The sequence below is a fragment of the Nostoc sp. PCC 7524 genome, from assembly GCF_000316645.1.
Taxonomy (GTDB): Bacteria; Cyanobacteriota; Cyanobacteriia; order Cyanobacteriales; family Nostocaceae; genus Trichormus.
The window spans coordinates 5,266,047-5,288,489 of record NC_019684.1 but is presented as its reverse complement, the minus strand read 5'-3'; the positions used below and the strand labels follow the sequence as shown (position 1 = coordinate 5,288,489).

21 protein-coding genes are annotated in these 22,443 nt (G+C 41.9%); 10 read left to right on the top strand and 11 right to left on the bottom strand.

Features of this window, described 5'->3' with window-relative positions:
* Nucleotides 1-138 (top strand): hypothetical protein, encoded by a 138-nt coding sequence (locus tag NOS7524_RS29645; RefSeq protein ID WP_216087498.1) that lies wholly within the window; start codon nt 1-3, stop codon nt 136-138.
* 3 nt (nt 139-141) lie between these two features.
* Nucleotides 142-840, top strand: coding sequence for a hypothetical protein (locus tag NOS7524_RS21505; RefSeq protein ID WP_015140591.1), 699 nt, complete (start codon nt 142-144; stop codon nt 838-840).
* 23 nt (nt 841-863) lie between these two features.
* Here NOS7524_RS21505 and NOS7524_RS21500 read toward each other — a convergent pair whose 3' ends face one another.
* The 6 genes from NOS7524_RS21500 to topA all read right to left on the bottom strand — a co-directional run bounded on the left by NOS7524_RS21500 (nt 864) and on the right by topA (nt 9,461).
* Complete coding sequence (locus tag NOS7524_RS21500; RefSeq protein ID WP_041555894.1) at nt 864-2,006, bottom strand: NAD(P)/FAD-dependent oxidoreductase; 1,143 nt, start codon at nt 2,004-2,006, stop codon at nt 864-866.
* A gap of 13 nt (nt 2,007-2,019) precedes the next feature.
* Entirely contained in the window at nt 2,020-4,659 is a 2,640-nt protein-coding gene (locus NOS7524_RS21495) for an HD family phosphohydrolase (protein ID WP_015140589.1), read from the bottom strand.
* Nucleotides 4,660-4,950: 291 nt separating this feature from the next.
* Nucleotides 4,951-5,889 (bottom strand): hypothetical protein, encoded by a 939-nt coding sequence (locus NOS7524_RS21490; RefSeq protein WP_015140588.1) that lies wholly within the window; start codon nt 5,887-5,889, stop codon nt 4,951-4,953.
* Nucleotides 5,890-5,948: 59 nt separating this feature from the next.
* A complete protein-coding gene (gene aroQ, locus NOS7524_RS21485) occupies nt 5,949-6,440 on the bottom strand; it encodes a type II 3-dehydroquinate dehydratase (RefSeq protein ID WP_015140587.1) in 492 nt (163 codons plus the stop codon).
* Nucleotides 6,418-6,555: a hypothetical protein gene (locus tag NOS7524_RS30240; RefSeq protein WP_015140586.1), complete on the bottom strand. Its 138-nt coding sequence runs from the start codon at nt 6,553-6,555 to the stop codon at nt 6,418-6,420. Before NOS7524_RS30240 ends, aroQ begins: the two co-directional genes overlap by 23 nt.
* 260 nt (nt 6,556-6,815) lie before the next feature.
* Nucleotides 6,816-9,461: a type I DNA topoisomerase gene (gene topA, locus NOS7524_RS21475; protein ID WP_015140585.1), complete on the bottom strand. Its 2,646-nt coding sequence runs from the start codon at nt 9,459-9,461 to the stop codon at nt 6,816-6,818.
* 1,543 nt (nt 9,462-11,004) lie between these two features.
* Between topA and NOS7524_RS21460 the strand changes: the two genes are divergently transcribed.
* The 3 genes from NOS7524_RS21460 to NOS7524_RS29640 all read left to right on the top strand — a co-directional run bounded on the left by NOS7524_RS21460 (nt 11,005) and on the right by NOS7524_RS29640 (nt 12,838).
* Nucleotides 11,005-11,607 carry a hypothetical protein gene (locus NOS7524_RS21460; protein ID WP_015140584.1) on the top strand — a complete coding sequence of 201 codons (603 nt, stop codon included), beginning with the start codon at nt 11,005-11,007 and terminating at the stop codon, nt 11,605-11,607.
* 193 nt (nt 11,608-11,800) lie between these two features.
* Complete coding sequence (locus NOS7524_RS21455; protein WP_015140583.1) at nt 11,801-12,607, top strand: hypothetical protein; 807 nt, start codon at nt 11,801-11,803, stop codon at nt 12,605-12,607.
* A 51-nt stretch (nt 12,608-12,658) separates the two neighbouring features.
* A complete protein-coding gene (locus NOS7524_RS29640; RefSeq protein ID WP_171815390.1) occupies nt 12,659-12,838 on the top strand; it encodes a hypothetical protein in 180 nt (59 codons plus the stop codon).
* On the opposite strand, the gene ftsE is transcribed toward NOS7524_RS29640, so the two are convergent.
* Together ftsE and NOS7524_RS21445 are read right to left on the bottom strand one after the other, a co-directional pair.
* Entirely contained in the window at nt 12,829-13,563 is a 735-nt protein-coding gene (ftsE, locus tag NOS7524_RS21450) for a cell division ATP-binding protein FtsE (protein WP_015140582.1), read from the bottom strand. The two genes, NOS7524_RS29640 and ftsE, sit on opposite strands and share 10 nt — an antisense overlap.
* Nucleotides 13,564-13,863: 300 nt before the next feature.
* A complete protein-coding gene (locus tag NOS7524_RS21445; RefSeq protein WP_015140581.1) occupies nt 13,864-14,616 on the bottom strand; it encodes a WecB/TagA/CpsF family glycosyltransferase in 753 nt (250 codons plus the stop codon).
* A gap of 565 nt (nt 14,617-15,181) precedes the next feature.
* Between NOS7524_RS21445 and NOS7524_RS21440 the strand changes: the two genes are divergently transcribed.
* From NOS7524_RS21440 to NOS7524_RS21425, 4 genes are all read left to right on the top strand, one after another.
* On the top strand, nt 15,182-15,925 hold the full coding sequence (locus NOS7524_RS21440; RefSeq protein WP_015140580.1) for a response regulator transcription factor: 744 nt from the start codon (nt 15,182-15,184) through the stop codon (nt 15,923-15,925).
* 179 nt (nt 15,926-16,104) lie between these two features.
* Nucleotides 16,105-17,778: a SpoIIE family protein phosphatase gene (locus NOS7524_RS21435; RefSeq protein ID WP_015140579.1), complete on the top strand. Its 1,674-nt coding sequence runs from the start codon at nt 16,105-16,107 to the stop codon at nt 17,776-17,778.
* Nucleotides 17,779-17,781: 3 nt separating this feature from the next.
* Nucleotides 17,782-18,219, top strand: a complete 438-nt coding sequence (locus tag NOS7524_RS21430; RefSeq protein WP_015140578.1) for an ATP-binding protein — start codon at nt 17,782-17,784, stop codon at nt 18,217-18,219.
* Between the two features lie 279 nt (nt 18,220-18,498).
* On the top strand, nt 18,499-18,936 hold the full coding sequence (locus NOS7524_RS21425) for a hypothetical protein (protein ID WP_015140577.1): 438 nt from the start codon (nt 18,499-18,501) through the stop codon (nt 18,934-18,936).
* A gap of 382 nt (nt 18,937-19,318) precedes the next feature.
* Here the strand turns inward: NOS7524_RS21425 and tnpA are convergent, their stop codons facing one another.
* On the bottom strand, nt 19,319-19,723 hold the full coding sequence (gene tnpA / locus NOS7524_RS21420) for an IS200/IS605 family transposase (RefSeq protein WP_041555891.1): 405 nt from the start codon (nt 19,721-19,723) through the stop codon (nt 19,319-19,321).
* A gap of 85 nt (nt 19,724-19,808) precedes the next feature.
* Here tnpA and NOS7524_RS21415 point away from each other — a divergent pair, with 85 nt between their 5' ends.
* Complete coding sequence (locus tag NOS7524_RS21415; RefSeq protein WP_015140575.1) at nt 19,809-21,101, top strand: RNA-guided endonuclease InsQ/TnpB family protein; 1,293 nt, start codon at nt 19,809-19,811, stop codon at nt 21,099-21,101.
* 69 nt (nt 21,102-21,170) lie between these two features.
* On the opposite strand, the gene NOS7524_RS21410 is transcribed toward NOS7524_RS21415, so the two are convergent.
* Both NOS7524_RS21410 and NOS7524_RS21405 read right to left on the bottom strand, forming a co-directional pair.
* On the bottom strand, nt 21,171-21,596 hold the full coding sequence (locus NOS7524_RS21410) for a ketosteroid isomerase family protein (protein ID WP_015140574.1): 426 nt from the start codon (nt 21,594-21,596) through the stop codon (nt 21,171-21,173).
* A 184-nt stretch (nt 21,597-21,780) separates the two neighbouring features.
* On the bottom strand, nt 21,781-22,299 hold the full coding sequence (locus tag NOS7524_RS21405) for an orange carotenoid protein N-terminal domain-containing protein (protein WP_015140573.1): 519 nt from the start codon (nt 22,297-22,299) through the stop codon (nt 21,781-21,783).
* Nucleotides 22,300-22,443: the final 144 nt, after the last annotated feature.

The following is a 22,443-nucleotide window of genomic DNA, read 5'->3' as shown; positions in this document are numbered from 1 at the left end:
ATGGAATTGAAGATTCTTGCAGCCCATGTTTTAGGTAGCTATGATTGGGTAATCTTGCCTCATCAAAGTTTAAATACAGTGCAGATTCCCACCAATCGTCCCCAAGATGGGTTGCGGGTTAGATTTCGGCAACTATGAACTATGATCAGAAGTTTACACACAGCACAAGATGTTGTTAACCAAAGCGTTAACTCTGTTGTCAACTCAGCACAGCAAGTTGGGCAATCTTTACAAGAAGCTACAACTCAAACAATTGATTATGCTAAAGGTTATTTAGACCAAAATTTGCAAGCGGCTGATCAATTTAAAGCCACAACATCAACAGCTATTCAAACAGTAATATCTGCTTCTATTCATGATTGGCTAGTACAACACCCGATATTTTTACGGTTAGTGCAGATTCTAGATTGGGGAACTAATCACCCAATTATTAGTGTAATAATTCTGTTGTTTGGGCTGACACTTATCTGGAGCATAATTAAAGCAATTATGCGCTTGATTGAGACAGCTAGTTGGTCAATACTACAAGTACCATTAAAACTAATTCAAGCTTTAATTAAAGTTAGTTTTCTATCTTTTATCAAAGTTAGCAGTTTTGCTATTAGAAAAATCACTCATAATGAGATAATCGATACCAAAGTAGCCTTACTATCTACTAATTATCTGAATGAGTCAAAAATTGCTCAAGATAAACAGCAAAGACTAGCAGAAATATCTCGTCGATTAGAAGCAATTCAGCAAGAACAAAAAGAGCTTTTACAAGAAGCCGCAGACTTAATTGCTGATGAAACTATTGATATTAAAATTCCAGAAGTAAAATTAACCAGTAGTCAAACTTAGGTAAAAATAGTAAAGTGATCTATTTACTGAGGTGATAATTGAATAATAATATCATCTTGATAACCAGCTAAAAATTGAGCAAATCGCTGTGCTAAAGGTGGCACAAAAACTAAAGGGTTGCTGAATCCAGAGAAAATATAAATACCTGAAAATCCTGGGAGGCGACCAATTAAAGGCAGACTATTACTACTAAATGCTACTAAACAATGATGCCGAGTTCCGGGCAAGTTACCCAAGGCTGGTACAATTTGAGCAATACTTTGTCTTAACCAATGTTCACTTGCTTCAGAGTTAAACTGAGCATAAGGATCTGTAAAAACACGACTAATTTGACCTAAGCGTAGGCTGCCATCGAGAAATTGAATCGCACCTGCATCTAATATTGGTGGTAATGCTTGATGATGGGGTTCATTCCAAAATTCATCAACTGAAGTTGATGCCGATTCTAATTTAAATCGTTGCAGATTAGCGGGCATAACTAAAGTATTTAACCGCAAACTAACTGGTGGAGTTGCAATAATTTCTGCGTGGGTAAAATACAGCTTGATGGAAATCCCTGCGGTTTTTAGTAACTGTCGGCTGAGTCCCCCAGCACAGACAACCACATTTGCGCTGTGATAAGTTCGCTGAGTTGTGTTCACACCACCTGCAAAGATGTGCGCTACTTCAACTATCTGCAATTCACCCCCAGCACGTATAAAAGCTTGGATGTAGGCTTGTGCTGTCTTGTCGGGATGAATATGGCCGTGTTTGACAGTTAAAGCACCTGCGATCGCCTCTCTATTTAACAGTGGTTCTAACTCACAAGCTTCTAGTACACTCAGTAAACGCGGAGGTACTGCACACTGAGCATACAATGCAGCCGTTGCTTGCGGATCACTATCATTGCCGATAGTGAGTAATAAATCTAATTCCCGTAACTCAATGTCAGCATCTAACTCTTGAGGCAAAATTTGGTAACGCGTGATCGCTTCTTGGCATAATTGACGAGTGAGGGGTGTAGTCCCAGACCAATAGGCTAGTCCACCATAACTATAACGGGTAGCATTTTGTGGGATTGCATCTTTTTCTAATAACAAGACGCTACAGCCTGTTTTGACTAATTCATAGGCAAGTGCTGCACCCGTAATTCCACCGCCAATCACAATCCAGTCATAGGTTTTGATCACGGTTTCTTCCCTATCCATTCAGTACATTCTTCGCCTTTAACTTAGGGTAAGCAATGCGTTTGTGATGAAACTGCTGCCAAACTTCTACAAAGATTTCCGCGATTTGTGTCATTTCTTCCCGTGTCAATCCTGAATCAATTAGTTGATTATCTTGCCATCTGGCACGGAGAATATTATTGAGCATGGTTAAAGCTTGTTCAGGATTCACATCTTTGAGCGATCGCAGTGCAGCTTCACAAGCATCTGCTAACATGACTATTCCGGTTTCCCGTGATTGGGGAATGGGGCCAGCATAGCGAAAATCGGCTTCATCCACCACAATACTAGGATCTGCTTGTGCCATCTGCTCTGCCTGATGATAAAAATAGGCAATCAGCATTGTACCTTGATGTTCGGGGATAAAAGCTTGAATCGCTGTTGGCAGAAGGTGTTTCCGCGCCATGACTAACCCTTCGCTAACGTGCTTTTTGATAATTTCTGCACTCTTCCAAGGATCTTTAATCTCTGTTTCATGTTTGTTCGGCCCGCCCATTTGATTTTCAATAAATCCTAAAGGGTCGTGCATTTTACCAATATCATGGTACAAAGTCCCAGCCCTGACTAATTCCACATTGCATCCCAATTTTTTCGCCGCCGCTTCGGCTAAGGTTGCTACTGACAAGGTGTGTTGAAACGTTCCTGGGGTTTCTGTGGCGAGTCGCTTGAGTAAGGGGCGATTGGGATTGGCTAATTCTGCTAACCGGATCGGGGTAACTAAATCAAATAACTTTTCTAGGTAGGGACTTAAACCTAAAGCTACAATACTCCAGGCTAAACCAGATACAGTCAATAATCCGGCTTCTTGCAACACAATATACCAAGCTGAACCAAAGGCTGCACCAATCAGGAGTTTAATCAATAAGTAAACACCACCTTGAGTGACTGCGATCGCCACACCTAAAAGTGCCAATTCTTCCCGTGATCGCAATCTTTGAGCCACACCACTACCCAAAATTCCACCCACCGCCCCAGCCAATACAGTAATTATACTTACCTCTAGGGTGATGGGTAATAATAGCAACATTAACACCATCACGGTTATACCCAAACTGGGGCCATAGAAGCTACCCAACAGCAATCCTACACCCCCCCAGGTGGTGTAAGGTACACCCATCGCTAATAATCCCGGTGTACTTAAGGTTAGCAGTAAAACTAACAGGCGATCGCGTTGTCGCAAGTGGTATTTACTTCGTCTTTCTACCACAACAAACACAGCAATAGCTCCCGTCAGCAAAGTTGCCAACTTCAGCAAGCCCAGCCAGTTATTTTCACGCCGAATCAGTTGATAATGCTCTAAAATATCGAAATGCCATTCAGTAATCTGATCTCCCCGGTTAATAATTACCTGACCTTGTTTAACTTCGATAATCACCGGTAATACATCATTTGCTGCTTTTTGAGCTTGCTGTTTGGTTTTTTCTTCGTCTTGTTTGAGATTAGGTTCTAATACGGCTAACAACACTTTGGTTGCCAATGTTTCTGCATTTCTGGGGACGAAGGCTTGCAGTTGTAAGCTGACGGCATTTTGTAAAATACTTTTGGGCAATCCATGGGGAATACCTTGGGTGAGCATTCGCTCTGCACTCTGAGCAATTCCTGATTGGGTTTTTGTCCACTCATCATCAGATAATTCTAGAAGTACGGTTTCGCTGTAGATTGTCTCTGAAGTAATGGCATTTAATCTCTGTAGTTGTACAGTGGCTTGAGCGTATGCTTGACGAGCTTGGGAAATTTGGGTAATAAGAGCGGATAAGTTCTGCTCGGCAGTGGAAATCCGATAAGCTACTAATTCAGCTAATGCTTGCGTAAACTCGCTTTTATTAACCAAATTAGCAGTTTGATTATTTTGGATTTGGCTATTTTGATTTGTGTTATTGATCGGGTGTATAGTACGCGCTCGGAAGAGATAATTTTGCTTTTGGTTACTGACATTTTCTATAGATTTCAATAACGTCTGCCATTCTGCATCAGAGCAAGAGCGCAGATAATGCTGGGTAGGTATAGATAAAACAGAAGCATCAAAAAACGGAAAAGAACCAGAAATGGCGCGAATTTCATTACCTTCATCTAGCAACTTTTGTAAATTTTGGTTGACTTGTTCCGTAATTTCGGCATCAACCATCAATATAGGTGTGGAACTTTTACTAGCATTTTTGCGTTGAGCGTCCGTTTTTTTCTGATCTTCAATTTTGTCAGTGTAAGGGGCTTTAATAGTCTGCGGTGCAATAGTTCCTACTTTTAGTTTTGGCTGATTATACAAACGATGACCCATAACACCTGTCAGAGATGCAACTGCGATCGCTAAAATCAAAGAGGAACGTTTTTCGTGTACCCAGCCTAGGCCTACTGCATTAAGCCTACTCCGATTTTTGACCAATTTTGCCATCGCTCTGAGGTCTATTTTGCGTTTTTGGTGTTCGTTTTTGTAACTGTTTTTTAATACATTTAAGAGTATGTTGTTGAGGATAACTCTTGTCGCTTCCTTGCTAGAGGGTTTACTTTTTCGACTCACAGCCACAGTTGATTTTCCCTTACGGCTTAGTAGTTTATACCTTCGCCGCCAGTGGTTTAATTGCTGATTTAAGGAGTGGAAAAAACGCTGTGTTTTCATTACCTCTGGCTGTTTACTTTGATATCTCAAAACAAGATAATCTTAATCACATTCCTCAGTAGTGGCAGAACCTAAATATTAACTAAATAGTTACAGAATTTGGTTGAGGGTTGATGAATTAATTATGAGTGTAAACAATTACTCAATAATTTGGTGTCTAGGTAGATAGGTGCTGTTTGGTATTTGGTAACTAGAGTCCCACAGGCTTTTAAGCCCACAACGAGGACATGAATATCTCTGTTTTCTATTCCCTAGCCTATTTTTTAAAACCTGTTAAAAAAAACATTTGATTTAACGCGCCCGGATGACGCGAGGAGCTGCATAAACGCAAGGTGAAGCCTGTTGATCAGACATAACAAATTCATCTGGTATAAACTCCTGAGAATTGAGAGTAGGGTCATATACTCCTGACCAAACTGCCGCCAGTGCATCCGCCAATTTTAGCATTTGCGAAATTTGGCTTAATTCTCCGGGGGCTGTATCGGCTGATGACAGTGACACTCTCCAATTGATAGGAATACCGACACTACTGTTATAAGTTCCAGATAAAATTCCAGTGATTATACTTATAGTTTGAGAATATAAAATTCCCTGTTTTTGTTGCCAGCTATCATAATGGTGATTAGCCCGTGAAACGGCTAAACGAAAGTCTTCTAAGGTACTCAGAAAGTAGTAAATTGCCAGAGAAATCTCATAAGTCAGTTTGTCTGCTCTACTCAACTCGGCTTGTACTCTTTCTAACCCAGCTTTTGCTTCTAACAAATTATGTAATTTGATTAATTTTTGTGGAAGTGAATTAGAAGTCTCACCAATAAAGGCAACTATTTGTGGGATCAGCGTTCGGGGTTGCAGTGTTTCTGTCAGTGATTGAGCGATCGCATATCCTATTGCTAGGATACTATCCCTAATAACTAAGTCATTGTGCCATTTTGACATCCGTAGTAAATTTTGGTGCAGTTTTACCGGATTGTCATGAAAAAACAGAGAGATAGGGATTGTGGCGAAAATTACTGTAGTTTGATCTAAATCAGTAAATTTTTGTTGATAAAGCTCTAACCAATCATCTATATCTAATTTGCCTAATTTAATTAAACTCGTAGCACCGGGAACTACTGATTGAGCAAAGTGAGAGTAAATCTGTTTGTTTGGCTCACGAATCTGAGTTAAGGTTTCCCCTATTAACCCACCTACTAAAGCCCCTCTCAACCGACTCACAACTAAATAACGCATATGTCTTAAACAGTAAAAAGTTATAAAGTAAGTTATTCTACATCTTTACTTTTAACTTTTTACTGACTTAAATGATGCACCAAAGCTTGTAAACCTAAGAGGTAACTTTGTACACCAAAACCACTGATTTGGCCAATTACTACCGGGGCTATATAAGAATGATGGCGAAACTCTTCTCGGCGATAAATGTTACTCAGATGAACTTCGACTGTAGGGATATTGACAGCCGCGATCGCATCTCTTAACGCTACACTCGTATGAGTATAAGCCCCGGCATTAATCAGAATCCCTTGGTGTTTCCCTAATGCGTCATGAATTGCATCCACTAACATACCTTCATGATTTGACTGCACAGGAAAAACAGTTGCCTGTGATTTTAGTGCTGCTTCTGATAACAGGCGGTTAATTTCAGCCAAGGTAGTAGAACCATAAACCCCTGGTTCTCTTTGTCCCAGCAGATTCAGATTTGGGCCGTGCAGCACCAAAATATTTAGAGGTTGTACTGTCAAGTTTGGTACCTTTGGGCTACTAACGACGGCGCGATCGCTCATTTACAGGTATCGGAATCAACTCTGGTTCCGGCTCTGCTTCTGGCCCTAGTAGGGCTTCAATCAGCTTACGTGCCAATTCTTTCAGCTTTTCTAGTACCTTTTCTATATAGTCCATTAAACTGACTGCTCCTGAGATACTACCTCAATTTTGATTAACAGCTACGCAGAAACTGGCGTACTTTTGCACCTCTGGCCTGCAACTGGGCTGATACACACTTTTGTACTCCGGGCATGAACCGCTTTTAAAATTTTAGTGTTGTTATCTCCCTTACTTTTTAGAGTATCACATTCGCCACTTATCGGAAGGTAATATTCAATGGGTATGGAGCATTAGCCAATAGTTCAAAGCCTTGACTAATGACTAATGACTAACCACTAAGCCTTTGCCTCTTTTTTCTTGGTTGTTGTTGATTTAGCCGTTGACTTTGATTTAGACGCAGTAGATTTTGTTGTCTTGCGGGTGGATTTGCTGGTTGATGCTTTGGCGGCTAGTAATTCCAGGGCTTGAGAGAGGGTGACATCTTCTACTGATACACCTTCTGGTATCCCTACGTTAGTTTTGCCGTGTTTGATGTATGGGCCATAGGGACCGTCATAAATATTCACGGGTGCATCATCTTCGGGATGTGGGCCTAATTCCCGTAGAGCCGCTTTGGACTTACTGCTAGTAGAGCCACGGGTCTTTTTCGGTTCCGATAATAACTCTAAGGCTCTTTCTAGGGAAATTGTCAGGACATCATCACCAGCTTTTAATGAACGGTAATCTTTGCCTTCTTTCCCTTGATCATGGACAACATAGGGGCCAAACCGTCCCAAACTGGCTTGGATTTTGCCATTGGTGGCAGGATGTACGCCCAAGTTACGGGGTAGAGACAACAAACCAATAGCCGTTTCTAAGGTGATGGTTTCTGGGGTAACACCTTTAGGTAGAGACGCTTGTTTGGGTTTGGGGTTGTCATCGGATTTATCGCCCAACTGGACATAAGGCCCGTAAGCACCAATTTTTACGTAAATTGGTTCTCCGGTTTCGGGATGGCGACCTAGTTGATCTGGGCCTACTGTTTTCTGTCTCAGAAGAACTTCAACTTGTTTGGGATCTAGATCAGCTGGTGTCAAGTCTTTAGGAATTGAAGCCGTGACGACTCCATCACCATTTTCAACTTCTATATAAGGGCCATATTTACCAATGCGGATTTTTGCCTCTAAATTTGCTAGTTCTACAGTTCTAGCTTTAGTAGCATCTATTTGATTTTCTTGTTCTTTGACCAAGGTTTCTAAACCTTGCTCCCCTAGATAAAACTGCCGTAGGTAAGGTAGCCAGTTCACTTCCCCATCAGCAATGTCATCCAAGGTTTGCTCCATTTTGGAGGTAAAACTGGGATCAACAATATCTGGGAAATGTTTTTCCAAAAGGTCGGTGACGGCGAAGGCGGTAAAGGTAGGAATCAGGGCATTATTCACTAATTGGGCGTAACCCTTATCAATGATGGTGCCGATGATGCTGGCATAGGTACTAGGACGACCAATACCTTCACTTTCTAGGGTTTTGACTAGGGTAGCTTCAGTGTACCTAGCTGGGGGTTGGGTTTCGTGACCTACGGCTTCTAAATCTTTACAATCTGGATGATCCCCAACTTTCAGGCTGGGCAGAATCACCTCTTGGTCTTCTAATGCAGCTTCGGGATCATCGGAACCTTCAACGTAGGCGCGTAAGTAGCCAGGAAAGTCAATGCGTTTACCGGCAGCACGGAAACCAGCGTCTTCCACTTTTAGCTGGATAGTGATTTGGGTTTGGCGCGAGTCAGCCATTTGACAGGCGACGGTGCGCTTCCAAATCAGGTCATAGAGGGCTAATTCCCGACCACTTAATCCTGTTTCTTGGGGGGTGCGGAAACTGCTACCAGCCGGACGAATGGCTTCGTGGGCTTCTTGTGCGCCTTTGGATTTGGTGGTGTATTGCCTTGGTTGGGGGCTGAGGTATGACTTACCGTAGAGTTTTTCTACACAATCACGGGCAGCTGCGATCGCCTGTTCTGACAAATGCACCGAGTCTGTACGCATATAGGTGATATACCCTTGCTCATACAAATTCTGGGCAATTCGCATGGTGTCCCGTGCGGAAAGGCGCAGTTTGCGGTTGGATTCTTGCTGCAATGTGGAGGTGGTAAACGGTGGTGCGGGTTTGCGCGTCACGGGGCGTTCTTCCACCTCGGCGACTGTCCAAGGTTTACCAGTCAGCCGTTCCTGGAGGGCGATCGCCTCCTCTTCCGACAGCAGCACCACATTGCGTCCAGCAACGATTTTCCCTGTGGAAGGGTCGAAATCGCTCCCTGTGGCGACTTTAGTGCCTGCTAGGGTCACTAACTGGGCTGTAAAGGGGCTTTTACTCTGTTCCAGGTAGGCTTTTAAATCCCAATATGTTCCTTCCCGGAAAGCGCGGCGCTGGCGTTCTTTGTTGACTAACAGGCGCACAGCCACAGACTGCACTCGTCCCGCCGACAATCCCCAAGCGATTTTTTTCCACAACAGGGGAGACAGGGTATAACCCACTAAGCGGTCTAAAATCCGGCGGGTTTCCTGGGCGCGTACTAGCTGCTCATCGATATGGCGGCAGTTTTTCAAAGCCTTGGCGATCGCCTCTTGGGTGATTTCATGAAACACCATCCGCTTAGTCGGCACCTTTGGCTTGAGCAGCTGGTATAAATGCCAACTAATACTTTCACCTTCCCGGTCTTCGTCAGTTGCCAGGATCAGTTCAGTTGCTTCCTTTAAAGCTTCTTTGAGCTGGGTGACAACTTTCTTTTTGTCTTTGGGGACTACGTATACAGGTTCAAAGTCTGCTTCCACATTTACCCCAAGCTGCGCCCATGCTTCCCCTTTCACAGCAGGAGGAATTTCACTAGCCGACTGGGGGAGGTCACGTACATGACCCATCGACGCTTCTACCCGATAGTCTCTTGGCAGGTAGTTGCGAATGGTACGAGCTTTGGTTGGAGATTCGACAATGACGAGAGTTGACATGGAAGTTTCAAAAAAAAGTAGCTGCGAAGCTAAACAGTCAAGTTGAGGTAAATTTGGCGAAATGTCAAGATGAAAATTGTACTTTCTTTAGTTTAAGCCTCATAAAAACTTGACTAATGAGGCAAAAATCCTTCAAACGTTGGGTGCAGTCCTTTATAGAGAATAAGGTAGAACATCGCTTGATGTGAATTTTTCAGCTATTTCTAATCTTTAACTTATCAAAGGCATAATTGGCGACTACTGTTTTCAAAATCCCCCACGAGTAGAATAGAGGGATAAGTTTTGTAATGCGTGAAGGAGTAAGTGTAGGGGAGCCACTGGCGTGGTGTTCGCATAGCGTCTTTGTTAGGAGAGGCAGTCCGAGCTTCTCTACGTTGCCTGCGGGACGCTTACGCATAGCTTGCTTCCCCGCAGGGTACGCGTAGCGTGTCGTAGACAGAGGCTGCGCCTTCGCGGAGCGTTCCGCAGGGAAGGAGGTTTCCCCCATGTTGACGTTAGCCTTCCCGCAGGGTGCAACTGCCGTGCATGGTTTCCCGGCATAAGCAAAGTGGCGAACCCGAAGGGGGGTTCCCCCCGTTGTAGCAAGTGGCTTGTGCAGGTGAGACAAGGTAGAATTATTCCCCAATCCCAGTCTCCTTTTCCAACAGCCTGTGCCAGAATTAAATCAAATTTACAAGAAAAAGCGTAGTGGGGTTTGTACTTATCCCCAAAGACAAAACTATGCTGGCAATTCGTCAAGGCGATGTTATTTTACTACTTATGCAGCAAGTCACCGAAAAAATAATACCTCACTTAACTTTGGCAGAGGGCGATATTTAGGGGACATAAGCATCGTAACACTGAAGGTGAGGCGCAATTGATGAGCGCAAGATGGTACTCACTACTTGCGTGTGATTTCCGAGACGGCTTTCCTAACTTATGAAGAACATCAGGCGATGAGAATTCCTCAAGGTCATTGGATGATGAAAATTCAGCGAGAATATGAGTCAATAGGTTGGCTTGATGTCGCTATTTTTGCATACCTACTGATCAGGTAACTCAGGCGCAAAGATGCTAAGAAGGTTGCATGAATCGCTGACCTTAACAACTATGAGGATTTGCAAAGATTACTGAAGAATTTAAAGTCGTCAACCGCCACACCCATCAGGGGATGGGGTTTTAGACAAGTTCAATACAATTGCTGAGTGCTTTGTCAAGTGTAGATGATTATTTTTATTTGGAAAACTTTCTCTAGCATCAGATTAAGTAGATGTAAAAACACTGGATTCCTTGTGAAGATTCGGTGATTTTTTTTTCATACTCAACAGCACACTTTGCCTGAAATTACTATATAGCAAGGTTTAGATAGATTATATTTAAGTAGCTAGTATTACTTAGACAATATTTGAAGATAAGTTTTTTGTGATAGTCTACAGGATACTTACGGATAATTTTGAATATCTAATAGTTTTCAAAAGCTCGTTAACAAAGATTACACATCATCAGCGTCAATACCAGAAGAATAGCTGTTGGTGTATCTACTAATTTAGTGTTTCTCTAGATAATGGTAAGGCGGGGTATTGTGGTCAACCAGGCTACTCTTCAATCAAATAAAGTTCCAAGATTTGAAGACGCTACATTTGCATTTGAAAATATTGATGTGCAGGACTACATTGTAGCTTCGACTAGGCGCTGTCAGTTAAAGGAAGTGACTGACAAAACCACGATAGACACACCTACTTGCATATATTTAAATTTAGAAGACTTAAAATGTTTTGAAGTAGTGGAACGCCAGTATGAGCAATGGGGTGTAGTTTTTCAGAATTCTCTAGCTATACAACCATCAAATCCAGCTTTTCCCACCAAATCAGGGTTGACAGTATTGATGGGTTCACCCAAAAGCGGATTTTTAGAAGCTACTTTCTTGTATCCTGCTAACTCGGTAAGCGCCTGTGTTACCAGTTCACAACGATTAGTCCTGTCTGCATATGATCGCGATCGCCAGTTAATATCCCAAGCAATACTACCAAGCGCAAATTTAGCTAATTCTGATTCAGCCTTATCCCCCAATATTTTATTATCTGTGAGTGCTAAAAATATCCACTCTGTCACCTTCTGTGCCTTTGATGGCCAATTCACCATCGATGACTTTCGGTTCTGTATTTAGCTAGCAGTGTAACGGTATAGGGAAGAAAACTATTGACTAAATGTGAAATAAGCTGAAAATTTCAGATGATCTGCAAATACTGTGCAAGAATAGCTACTTTATGGGAGCTAAATAGGCTTTGTGCTGTAAGCTTTCCCAATACCTAGTGAAACCCATAAAATATAGACATTTTGTAATTAGGTAGGTAGAAACTGTGGCAAAGGCTTTATCTTCTTGGCAGCAATTGCTCAACCAGATACCCAACTGGCTGCTTCCAGAGTTTAAAACCAAAGCCACCAAGCAACGATTTGTGCAGCGTTTCTCTGAACCAGGGGCTATTCTGGGCGGCTTGACAATTATCGTTGCTATGTTGCTGTGGAACTGGAAATTACTCTTGGCTTTGCTAGTTGGCATTGGGGTAATGTTACTTGTCTACTCCATGCAAAAGTGGGATTGGCAACTACATTGGGTAGAAATTAAAAAGTTTCTCCATAGCCCAAATCGGCAATTAGTTTTAGCAGTTAGTAGTGGAGGAATTGCCACCATCAGCACTTACATGGCGGCAGACATTTGGGCTAACTCCAACAGTCATTGGATAGCGGCAGGTGCTATTGTCCAAGGGTTGGCAACATTATTCACTTTAATTTTGTTAGTCTGGCAAATTATCAACTTTTACAGCCAGCGAGAAGAAGGCAGTTTTGAACAATTGTTACTGAATCTCACAGAAGCAGATCCCATCAAGCGTTTGATGGCTGTACGTCGATTAACCAAGATTATCAATAGTAAATCAATTGATGCTGCATTACAGCAAGATATTGTGCAATGCTTGCACTTCCTCCTCAGTCGAGAAGAAGAAACAGCGATTCGAGAGGCAGCTTTTGCCAGTTTACAATCATTGGAGCGATCGCCATACCCGCAGGGAACCGGAGGAAAGATAGAACGTAACCCATCGCAGTTATCATCAACCCCCTTACCAAATCTCAAGCCGCTAGCAACTAAAGTCAAGGCGCGAGTTTCTTAGGAGTGTTGAGTGAGGAGTAGGGAGTAGGGAGTAGGGCGTGGGTATAGGGCATTGGATTTTTCTCCTCTGCACCCCTACACCCCTACACCTCTACTTCTTCCTAATCCCCAATCCCCAGTCCCCAATCCCCAATCCCCAATCCCCAGTCCCCAATCCCCAATCCCCAATCCCCAGTCCCCAGTCCCCAGTCCCCAGTCCCCAGTCCCCAGTCCCCAATCCCTTTACCGATAAAGTCTGCCATTACAAACTTGCACTACTGGCTTGTTACAACGACGTACTAATTGTTCATCGTGGGTAGTGACAATTACCGTCGCACCAAAAGAATTTAATTTTTGGAGAATTTTCATCACTTGCCAGGAATTATCAGGATCAAGATTTCCTGTGGGTTCATCAGCCAAAATTAAAGGAGGTGTTGCCACAATCGCCCGTGCAATACTAACTCGTTGTTGTTCTCCCCCAGAAAGTTGTTCAGGAAAACAATCGGCTTTAGAAAGCAAACCCACCAGCTTTAAAGTAGGTTCTAAGCGTCTTTGAATTTCTTTGCGCGTATAACCTTGAGCTTGCAAAACAAAAGTGATATTTTCCGCCACTGTACGCTGGTAAATTAGCTTATAGTCTTGAAAGATAATACCGATACGTCGCCGTAATAAAGACAAGCGATCGCCCCGCAAAGTTGATACATTACATTCATTAACGATCACTTCACCCTGTGTAGGTAACTCCTCACCATACAGCAGTTTTAATAGTGTTGACTTACCAGAACCACTAGGCCCCGTAATAAACAAGAATTCTTTGTGTTTAACCTCTAAGTTGACATCTAATAAAGCATCACAACCATTACTGTAGGTTTTTGTCACAGAGCGTAATTGCACCATGTTACTAACACTAAAATTGTGCTGCTCACTTGCACTCTCATTTTGAGGATTGGTAATTACTGGATTTGTTAATACTGGCATTGCTAATTGTCCTTAAATCCTCAATCAAGTGGTTAACTAAAAATTAATGATGAGGGACTAATCATTCCGCGAAGCGGCTGAAAGTGAAAATCACTTAAAAATAAGGATTCCCAGGTAACACCTAGGAATCCCAGTTTCTAAAAAGCAAAATTTAAAATTTTTTTGCACTCTAACGTTTTAGATTAAGTATTAATGCCAACTAAACAGTATTAATACTGAGGTCAAAAATAATGGGCAATGGGCATTGAGGATGGGATTTTTTCCCTGCTCCCCTGCTCCCCTGCTTCCTGCTTCCTCAATTCAAGTAGCACTTCTAGCTGTCAATCGATATACAAAGGCTTTGACAGCGAACTTGGGTAAAGCCAGCATCCGCCGCCAACGCCAAGGTTCTTGATAAAGTCGATATAACCATTCCAAATTATTATTACCCAACCAAGCCGGTGCGCGAGATTTCGTCCCTGACCAAATATCAAAACTGCCACCAACACCAATCCAAATCGCTTGGGGACACAAATGACGGTTTTGGGCAATCCATAATTCTTGACGTGGTACTCCCAAACCTACCAAAATGACTTGTGGTTGTAATTGAGCTAAAGTTTGGTGTAATTTTTGTTCTTCCTCGGCAGCATGGTAGCCGGAGTGAGTACCTACTATGTTCAAACCAGGGGCTTGCTGCTGCCAAAACTCTGCTGCTTGTGCGGCTACTCCTGGCGCGCCACCATAGAAAAATACTTTTTTGTCTGTATGCTGCTGTCCAATTGCGCGTAACAGCTTTTCTGCTAATTCAATACCGGGACAACGTTGAACTTTTTGCCAGAGCAACCACTGCAAATACAGCACTACCCCTGCACCATCTGGAATCACTAACTCAGCACTTTGAATAACATTGGCTAGGACAGGATTCTGCTGCGCCTGCATAGTCATTTCTGCATTGAGTGTGATGACATGAGTTCCTTGACTGTGTTGCAAGCACTCCAGCAACCAGCCTGGATAGTCATTCATCACATGAACTGGTATCCCCAAAACCGAAAACACTCTAGTCGGTTGAAACATAGCCCTACTTCTGATTAGCCTCACACCAGATGATCTAGAACGATAGTTTATCAAATTTTTTAATCGGGTGTCCTTTAATCTTTGGTGAGAGTAAAAATAGGTCAACTAGCTCTCTCAGGAAAATCAACGGACTAGATAGCAGCTTTATACGAATTCATTTCAGTAATAAAAATAGCTTATAATTTATCAACGGGGTTTTATCATCGATTTTTGACAAATACCTAAAAAATCAACTTTTTTTTGATATTTTAGGCAGCTACCATCATAGCTGAGTAGAAGCGCAAACCTAGACATGGCAGACTGCGATGGGCTATGCCCCGACTTTCCTGCGGTTCCCTACGGGTATGGCGATCGCAATAGCAATCATGTACAACAGGAAATTTCTGTAGTATAGCTGGGATTTAGCAATATTTGGCGTAATCTCAGCAAGAATACGATTTTACATTGACTAATAAGTATAAATTCTATATTTATCTGTGGACATAATTATTTACACTGCATCTATTAAGTCTTTTGCATGAACTCAGTTTTACAGTTAAGGTAGCGTAACGGGTAGAAATTGACTATGAGTAAAATTCGGATTGCGCTGATTGAAGATCATGATCTGACCCGTGTGGGTATTCGTACAGCTTTACAACAAAGGGAAGGAATCGAAGTTGTAGGCGAAGCTGCTAATGCTAATGAAGGACTGAATTTGTTAAGAATGGTACAGCCAGATATTGCAATTGTCGATATTGGTTTACCAGATAAAGATGGGATTGAACTCACACGGGAGTTAAAATCCACTACTAATGGCGATGAGTCAGAAACCAAAGTATTAATTCTCACACTTCAGGATAATAAAGAAGCGGTGTTAGCGGCCTTTGCGGCTGGGGCTGACTCTTACTGCATGAAAGATATTAAGTTTGACAACTTGCTGGAAGCTGTAAAAGTAACTTACAATGGCAACGCTTGGATAGATCCAGCGATCGCTAGAATTGTCTTACAACAGGCGCAACAAAATCCTACCAAAACGGAAACTGCGATGGGCTACGCCCCGCCTTTAGCGATCGCCGATCAAAAAAATGCTTCCCCCAACCTGGATGCAGGAGAAAACCAGAATAGTATTGATCCTTACGCTCTCACAGAAAGAGAATTAGAAGTTTTACAGTTAATTGTCGAAGGTTGCAGCAACGCAGTAATTGCAGAACGCCTCTACATCACAGTGGGGACAGTGAAAACCCATGTCCGTAATATTTTGAATAAGCTATGCGCCGATGACCGCACTCAAGCAGCCGTCCGTGCTTTACGTTCTGGCTTAGTAGGTTGACACTCAAATTTTACTAACCTAGAGTTAAATACAGGTAAAAAATCTAAGAGTAAAGTTATACTCGTGAATATATGATTTTTGCTGGAAAGAAACACTTTTTCAGCAAATTTTGGCTATTTGGTGGGATAAAAATTGTACTATCTCGCCGATCAATTACTATCCGTAAATAAAAATCAAATATGACGGAAACTGAGGTAGAAAAACTTAAGCTCATGGTAGTAGACGATGAGCCGGATAACTTAGATTTACTCTACCGTACTTTCAGGCGAGACTTCCAAGTATACAGAGCTAACGATCCTCGGAAAGCCTTGGCAATTCTAGAGCAAGAGGGTGAGATGGCTGTCATTATCTCAGACCAAAGAATGCCAGGAATGAATGGTACAGAACTGCTAAGTCATACAGTAGAACAGTTTCCCGACACAATTCGGATTTTACTAACTGGCTTTACAGATGTTGAAGATTTGGTAGATGCCATTAACTCCGGTCAAGTATTCAAGTACATTACCAAACCTTGGAATCCTGAACGGCTAAAAGTTTTAGTCGAACAAGCCACTGATACATATCGCTTAGTCAAAAAGCGTACCCAAGAATTACGCCGGGCTTTGCGGCGAGAATCTTTATTTAATGCGGTGACAACGGCAATTCGAGAGTCGTTGGATTATGAAAGTATGTTGCAAAAAATTGTAGCTACCATTGGCGAAACCTTTGATGCTACTTCCTGCCTACTCAAACCCGTAGAATGTAACAGTCTGACAGAAAACCAGTTTTCCTATCAAAATTCTGTAATTCCTGCACCAAATCAGACCTTTGATCCTCATTCTTTAATTGAAAAAGTCTTAGAAACCCGTCAATATCAAATTGCTCAAGATACACAAGAAGGTAAATGTTGTAACTATTTAGTTGTACCCCTCACTTACCAGCAACATCTGCTAGCTGTGTTAGCTCTATGCCAGTGGGGACAAGATTACCCTTGGCATGATGAAGAAGTCCAACTCATTGCCGGTGTAGCAGAACAAGCAGCTTTAGCTCTTTCCCAAGCCAAACTTTACCAGGACCTCCAGGAAAAACAAGAGCAAATCAAAGCTGAGTTAGAAGTTGCCCGCCAAATTCAACACAACCTGCTACGCCAAAATTTACCAGATATCCCAGGTGCAAAGTTACAAGCCTGCTGCTACCCAGCACGAGAAGTAGGAGGAGATTTTTTTGAAGTTTTTGTCCATCCCAAAGGTGATTTATGGTTAGCAGTTGGCGATGTTTCTGGTAAGGGTGTGCCAGCTGCTTTATTTATGGCTAGTGCTATTTCCGTATTGCGGCGGGAATTATCTCAGGAAACACCAGCTGCTCCCAATGTAGTTATACATAATCTCAACCATGCTTTGTGTAGTGACTTGATGGGCAACAATTGCTTCATTACTCTTGTCTTGGCTTGTTATACCCCTAGTACCAGAGGACTAAAATATGCCAATGCTGGACATATTTATCCCCTGGTGTGGTCACACCAAGCCACAGCAGCAGAACAACCAAACTATCTCAAAGTCCGGGGTATTCCGTTAGGAATCTTACCGAATTGGCAAGCAACATCAGGTTGTTTATTTCTCGCGCCTGGAGATACATTGCTGCTAGCCAGTGATGGCATTACAGAGGCAATGGTATCAAATAACTGCTTAGAATCCGTAAAAACCGTGGGTGGCGATTCGTCAGTGAGCCGTTCTATGCTGAAACAAGATGGTCTGTGGCAAATATTACAAGCACAAGCCCAACCACTGTCTCTCAATCATTTACTAGCTCTCATCCAGGCACATAACCCCGTTCAAGAAGATGATCAAACTATACTTTCACTAGAGGTTTTATAAGACATGAAAAGTGAGCTTCATGTACCAAGCGATTTAAATTATTTAAATATTGTTGAAAACTGGTTGCTCGGATGCTTGAAAGTCCAGCTAGGAGAATCTGTTGATTGGTCGAGACAATCAAGCCGGTTGCGTTTAGCATTGGTAGAAGCATATTCAAACGTAGTCCGTCATGCCCACAAAGAGCAGTCCAACATCCCGATTTTGCTGCGATTGGAACTCAAAGAGCGAGATATTGCCTTGGAGGTTTGGGACTACGGTACTGGTTTTGATATGTCTACTTATTTCCCACCTAATCCTTTAGATAAACAAGAAGGTGGTTATGGATGGTTAATTATGAATCGTTTGATGGATAAGGTGGAATACCACTTACAAGTTGATGGTGCGAACTGTCTCAAGTTGGAAGCCAGAATCCCAGAACTAGCTCAAGAAGTAACAGTTTAGGAGGTGACAGGTGACAGGTGACAGGTGACAGGTGACAGGTGACAGGTGACAGGGTAGTCATTTTGCTTCAGCAAGTTGCTCAAAGCCTCGCTACCGCTAACAGAACTCAGCAATCAATTAACAAATCTTAATGATATTTATAACTTTTGCTAACTTTATTTGATCTATAGGGGAGAATTATCCAATACTGAAATAGTAAGCTGGCATTCACGTTGTCGCATTTATACGCGAGGCAGTGAAAATTGTGCCTAAACCCAAGTCAAATTCATGATTGCGCCTATGAAAGCCTTATTCTGCTTATCACCACGCTATCGCCTTGATGATTCCAACTGGTTAGAGGGAATTGATCCCAGCCGTCATTACTGGATAGCAGTGAATGGAGATAAGAAGTCAATCGTAGGTCTGCCTGGGTTGGTGGTTTCTTCCATGAGTGAACTGAAGCAGTTTATCCGTCAGTTCCGCAATCTTCAAGCTGGGGAAAGTATGACTTTGGCTAGGGTAGCCAGTGTTTGCACTATTCACTGTGTTGCTGCTAACTGTTATGCCTTAGAAACTGAAATCAATGGTGCTTTGGTTTGGCATTTGTTTGACCAAGAAACTTTAGATAGTTTGTTGATGACAGCACATCCAGACTGGCAATGTGCGCCATCAGATATTGAGTTGGGTAGAAAATTACTCATGCGTTCTCTGCAAGCAGTAACTGTTACTCCCAAATAGACATCAGTTGTTTAGGGATTTTTCAATAAAAATTATACAGTTTGCAGGGTGCGTCATCTGAGATAAGCACTTGAAGTACGAGCAAATTATTTGTACTGACACCCGATAAACTTGGGAAACTTGGTAGCCTCGCCTCTTTAGAGCGAGGCGGAAAAGTGACCCATGCGACTTTAGTCGCCTAGTCACCTAGTTCTTCCTGAAGTGAATATTCAAAGTAAGTATTGTTAACCTAAACTCTCGCCATTGCCTGCACCAGTAGAAAAACTTCTTGTGTAATCCCAATGAAACTTTCCATCCCTCACCCTGGATATAATCTTTAGTTTGAAACCTAAAGAAAACAAACCTTCCGTCCGGTGATGTTGATATAAAATTTTTAAGCATACTAATAATGATGCGGGTCTTCAATGTACTTTTGAATTGTGGCAGCACTAACATTACCTGCGGTACTAAAAAAATAGCTTTTGCTCCATAGACTTGGAAGTTTTTTAAGTTCTGGAAACTCCTTGCGTAAATAATTTGAAGACCTTCCTTTAAAAGCTTTAACAACTAAATGAATTGGGTCTGTTGGGTTGATTTCAACAAATAAATGAATGTGATCTGGCGCAATCTCCAAAGCACGAATGTTCCACTTTTTCTCTGTAGCTAATTCTTGCCATATTTGATAAAGGCGATTCCTGATTTCACCCTTTAAAACGGGCTTGCGTCGCTTTGGTATGAAGACAAAATGAACAATAGCCAAGCCTACAGAGTGGTTATAGTGCTGATACTCAAAAGTCTGTTTACGCATGAAGTCTCGCCATTTTTCAATCATCATGTTTAACCCCATTATCTTGTGATATACTGTCGTTTAGTATAAAGATATCGACAAAATTATGTATGGATGTCAACAGACGCTAATTCATGCTCCACCTGATGTTCAGGCTATTATTGAGTACCTATGCACAGAATCAAACAAAGTTTGGAACTGCTCTGTCTATTATGCTAGACAAATCTATTTTAAGACTGGCAAGGTAATTAAACGTGCAGAAATATGTGCTGAGATGTTTCGCTCCAAAAACAAACATTTTGGAGCAATGTATGTATCCTCTGCACAACAAACTTGCAATAATGTTGCAGAAGCTTTCAAGTCATTTCAAGAATTAACAAAACTGTGGAAACGTGGAGAGCTTCCAGATAAGCCATCATTACCCAAATACCGTAAAACTGGATTATTTACAGTCACTTATCCTAAGCGTTGGCTGAAACTAACAGATGATGGTATTAGAATCCCACTAGGTAATCAGGTTAAAACTTGGTTTGGTGTTGACGCAATTTATTTACCAATGCCATCAAACTTAAAGTGGGAGGATATTAAAGAACTTAGAATACTACCTAGAAATAGATGCTTTTATGCTGAATTTGTTTATCCGACTGAAGATGTTAAGTCTCAATTAAATAAAAGTAGGGTCTTAGGGATTGACCACGGTATTGACAATTGGTTGACTTGCGTTAGTAATGTAGGCACAAGTTTTATCATTGATGGGAAGCATCTCAAATCTTTAAATCAATGGTACAACAAGCGAGTTGCCACTCTAAAAGAGAACAAAGAGCAAGGTTTTTGGTCTAAGCAATTAGCTACAATCACAGAAAAACGCAATCGACAGATGCGAGATGCTGTGAACAAAGCAGCAAGATTAGTGATTAATCACTGCCTGGAGAATAGCATTGGTCGAATTGTTTTTGGATGGAATCAAAGACAAAAAGACAGTGCCAATATGGGGCGTAAAGCTAATCAGAAGTTTGTTCAAATCCCCACAGCTAAACTTAAAGAACGCATTTTTCAACTTAGTCAGCAATATGGAATTGATTTTGTAGAAACCGAAGAAGCGAATACTTCTGCTGCCTCATTTGTTGATAGTGATAGTCTCCCTAAATATGGTGAAAAACCCGAAGATTGGAAGTCATCAGGCAAGCGAGTAAAGCGCGGATTGTTCCGTACTGCAAGCAATTGGTATATAAATGCTGATGCCAATGGAGCAGCAAATATAATTTCCAAAGTAGCGGCAACATTGGGGATTAACCTCAGTGGAGTCAGTAGAGGCGCATTGACTACGCCATTACGAGTTCATTTGTGGACTCTTAAGAATCCCCCGACTTTTTGTTTAAATGAGCGAAGCGAAATTTAAACAGTCGGGGGAGTGTCAAACCCTACTAACAATTGATTTGGGATAATTTTTTCGTGTTCCCTTCGTGAATTATTCGCGGCGCAGAGCTAATAATTCTTGGGGAGATGCTAGAAGTTTGATTTTAGCGTCAATAATTTCCTTGTGTTGGTTGAGGATAAATATCCATAAGACGTTAACACTACACCAAGAAGTCTGTGCTTTGCCCGTAACTTGGACTTGGATGTGCTGATTGTCCAATGGTTCAACAATTCCTTGATGGGTATCAGCTTTGATGTCTTGGGCTTCTTGTTGTAAATAATTAGCGATCGCATCTGGCCCTACAATACCAGATTCAAATGGTGGATACATCACCCCATCTTCTGCAAATAAAGCAGCAGTTGCTAGAAATTCCCCAGCGTTTAAAGTGGCGAAATACTCCAGAATGGTAGCTTCGGTAATGCCTGGAATTTCATTTACACTTTTAGCTGCACTGGATAAATATTCAGCTGCCTTCATAAAAATCACCTCAATAACGCTAGCTGAATATCAATTAAATCGAAATTTAGATATAAAAAAAGCTGCTATTGGGATGTATTACCCATAACAGACAGTCTCACTTAGGTAAGAGTTAGTTCCCAGAATATATCTCTGGAAACTAAAACTGGTGTGACATTGAGGTTGGGAAGATATCGATAGATAATTAATCAGCTAAGGGATCAACACCCATATCAGATACTACTCGACGTAGAACTGTGATTTGTTGACCAAAGTCTAGTTGCTTGAGTGCTTCTAGTACCTGAGAACCATCACGGGAGATTTTGTAGTTTGTGGGGACAGGTACAACAAAACCTTTAACCATCAATTCGGATAATTCGTACCAGAAAGCTAACTTGGTATTGGCGCTCAGAATACCGTAGGAGCGAGTAAATTGAGTATTTTTCTTGGCAGCTAGGTCACGCATTACTTCTAGTTGTTCTGCGTGAGACATTTGCTTAATCTGATTTAATAAACCTTCTGCTAACTGTAAACGCGCAGCACCTGTAGCAGCAGGTGTGATTGAACGACCCATTTCTGTGTAGGCGTACCATAGCACTGCTAACTGGTCATCTACGCTGAGGCTTTGAAATACAGCAGTGGTGGAAGCTACAGCATCACCAGCTTGGATACCGTTAAAAGTTTGTGAAAAACGAATTGAAGAGGAATCAGAAGTGAATGTCATGATTGCACCACAGTCGATGTTTATAAGTGTGCTGTGTGTTCGGTCGGAGGTTGGCATCACTTAAGGCGGCTTTACCTCTTGCCTCTATGTTGCATTATTTCTTTACAAATGGCAAATAAAATTTACAAATGGTATGGGTAACAA